The sequence below is a fragment of the Butyricicoccus sp. genome (genome assembly GCF_050872565.1).
GTDB lineage: Bacteria > Bacillota > Clostridia > Oscillospirales > Butyricicoccaceae > Butyricicoccus_A.
The window spans coordinates 1-2,725 of record NZ_JBNMHC010000305.1; the positions used below are offsets into that span (position 1 = coordinate 1).

Annotated in this window: 3 protein-coding genes and 1 pseudogene; all 4 read right to left on the reverse strand. The window is 54.7% G+C overall.

Annotated features, from left to right (window positions below):
* Positions 1-161: pseudogene (locus ACR0P9_RS10485) on the reverse strand (MOSC domain-containing protein); the annotation flags it as partial.
* 1 nt (position 162) lies between these two features.
* A complete protein-coding gene (gene moaA / locus ACR0P9_RS10490) occupies positions 163-1,128 on the reverse strand; it encodes a GTP 3',8-cyclase MoaA (protein ID WP_432619916.1) in 966 nt (321 codons plus the stop codon).
* A complete protein-coding gene (gene moaC / locus ACR0P9_RS10495) occupies positions 1,125-1,616 on the reverse strand; it encodes a cyclic pyranopterin monophosphate synthase MoaC (protein WP_432619918.1) in 492 nt (163 codons plus the stop codon). Before moaC ends, moaA begins: the two co-directional genes overlap by 4 nt.
* A 6-nt stretch (positions 1,617-1,622) precedes the next feature.
* Positions 1,623-2,648 (reverse strand): molybdopterin-binding protein, encoded by a 1,026-nt coding sequence (locus ACR0P9_RS10500; RefSeq protein WP_432619920.1) that lies wholly within the window; start codon positions 2,646-2,648, stop codon positions 1,623-1,625.
* Positions 2,649-2,725 lie beyond the last annotated feature (77 nt).

Consider the following 2,725-nt stretch of genomic DNA (forward strand, 5'->3'; position numbering starts at 1 on the left):
GCATCAATTTTTTCCTGCTGCAGCAGGCTGACCTGCCGATGCCAGTTTCCCGCGTGCGCATCGCCCTGAATGCCGTAATCCGGCACAAGCTGTGCCTCGGCAACCGGCTTCTTGGGTGTGCCGCGTTTTTCGCTGATACAAATCGCTGTCACAATTCCCATATTATCCTCCAATCCGATTCATAGTCTGTCGCTCTGCATCTGTCTGATTGCTTCCGAAGCAATGCGTCTTCGGCTTATGATAGATGCTCTGGCGCATGACTTCCCGCAGGGCATCATCCGACTTACCAGTGCGCAGCAAGCCGCGCAAATCGTTATGTATGCCATAGCTCAGACACGGCTTGAGCTGTCCCGTGCTCGTCAGCCGTACGCGATTACATGTGCGGCAAAACCGATGAGTCATCGGCGCAATCAATCCCACTTGGCCGATAAGTTGCTCACTGCGATAGTATCGCGCCGGTGCACTGGCATCCTGTGTCTGCACCGGCTGCAAATCGCTCCAGCGGCGGCGCAGCAGACGCAGCACCTGTTCCGCGTCACCGTCTTTGCCAATCTGCCCCCGTCCCAGTGGCATCTGTTCGATAAACCGAACGGAAATCGGAAGCTCCTGTGCCAAAGCGGCAATATTCTCCCATTCCTCTCGATTTTCTCTCAGCAAAACCGTATTGGTCTTGGTTTTCAATCCCGCCTGCACACAATCCCGCAGCAGCGCCCGCCAATTTGGCATGACATCTTGTCCGGTAATCGCCGCAAACCGCTCCGGTCGCAGCGTGTCCAAGCTGATATTCACAGCATTCAAGCCTGCCCGCACCAACTCCGGCAGTGCATCCGGCAGCAAAACGCCGTTTGTCGTCAGGGCAATTGTCGTGATCTCCGGAATATCCCGCAGCATCCGAACCAAGTCCGCACAGCCTTTGCGCACCAGCGGTTCCCCGCCGGTAATGCGCACCTTGGTGATGCCCAGAGAAGCGGCAATGCGCACCAGCCGCACAATTTCTTCATAGCGCAAAATATCTGCGTGCTGCAGCAGCGGCACATCGTGCGGCATACAGTAAAAGCAATGCAGATTACAGCGATCTGTGATAGAAATACGCAGATAGTCAATGCTTCGTCCAAACTGATCGGTCACGGCTTCACCTGCTCAAACGAGAAATCGCCGCTGCGGCCGCCGTGCTTTTCTATCAAATGCACCGCCGTGATCTCCATGCGCTTATCCAACGCCTTGAGCATATCGTAAATCGTCAGCAGCGCGACATTGCATCCGGTCAGTGCTTCCATCTCTACGCCGGTCTTGCCATCGCAGGCGACAAGACAGCGCGCTTCAATCGCCCGTTGTTCCGGAAGCAGTTCAAATGTCACTTTACAGTTGGTCAAATGTAAACGATGACACAGTGGAATCAAATCCGCTGTTTTTTTTGCGGCCATAATGCCTGCAATTTGCGCGACGCCAAGCACATCACCTTTCTTTGCTGTGCCCTGCTGCACCGCCGCAAACGCCTCGGCATTCATATGAATTTCGCCGCGGGCGATTGCCGTTCGATGCGTGATCTGCTTTTCGCCGACATCGACCATAACCGCGTTTCCCGCTTGGTCAATATGCGTGAGCTTGTGTTCCATCTGTTATTACACGCCCTTTCCAAACCCGCAGTTCGGGAAATGGCAAACCTCGCAATTGAGACACAAGCCGCCGTTTCCCAGTCCCGCCAGCCATGATGCGGTAATTGGCACATCCGCCAGCAGGCGCGGCAAAACCAAATCAAAAATCGTCCGCTTGGCATACATCACGCAGCCGGGCAGGCCGCATACCGGACGGCCATCCGGCATATACGAAGCAAGGAACATGGCTCCCGGCAGCACCGGTGCGCCATATGACACAATCTGCGCGCCGGTATTGCGAATGGCGAGCGGCGTGCGGTCATCCGGGTCAACGCTCATGCCGCCCGTGCAAAAGACCATCTCACAGCCATCGTGCAGCATGGTTTGAATCGTCTGCGTAATGACCGCCGCATCATCGCCCGGACAGACATGCGCGGTCATCGTACAGCCGTACTCTGCGAGCTTTTGCACAATGACATCGGTAAAGGTATCTTGTATCAATCCCTTGGCGACTTCGCTTCCCGTTGTCACAACGCCAAAGGTCTTTTTCTTGAGCGGATACAGCTGGATGAGCGGCTTTTCGCCTGCCGCCTCTTTCGCGCGCTGCATTTTCTCTTTTTCAATTACCAGCGGAATAATGCGCGTGCCGCACAGCTTTGCACCTTTTTTTACGACAAAGCCAGACGGCTGTGTCGCAATCATCATTTCACCCAGGCTGTTGAGGCGGCGCAAGCCCTCCAAATCGACCATAAGCAGGCCGTCTATATCCGCAATCAACTCAATCTTGCCCTCTTTGGCTTCCGAGGCGTGCATGTGCTCGCCCTGACAAAGATCCCGCAAAATTTCCGCCGCTTCATTTTCATGCAGCATGTTCTCGTTGTTTTCCCAGATATAGATATGCTCCTTGCCGACGCTGAGCAGCACAGGAATATCCTCTTCTCGAATGATATGTCCCTTGCGGAACACGGCGTCTTTTGTCACGCCCTTGATAATCTGTGTGATGTCATGACACAGCACCTGTCCCACGGCATCTTCCGTTCGCATCAGTTTCATACGCTCTCTCCTTCCGTCTGCACAGGAAAATACTGCGCCAGCTGCCGCTGGGCATACTGCTTGATGTCCTGCTCATA

Bases quoted from the DNA above. Each gene is read 5' to 3' on its own strand.
- moaC (WP_432619918.1), bottom strand. From the start codon at position 1,616: ATGGAACACAAGCTCACGCATATTGACCAAGCGGGAAACGCGGTTATG.
- ACR0P9_RS10500 (WP_432619920.1), bottom strand. From the start codon at position 2,648: ATGAAACTGATGCGAACGGAAGATGCCGTGGGACAGGTGCTGTGTCAT.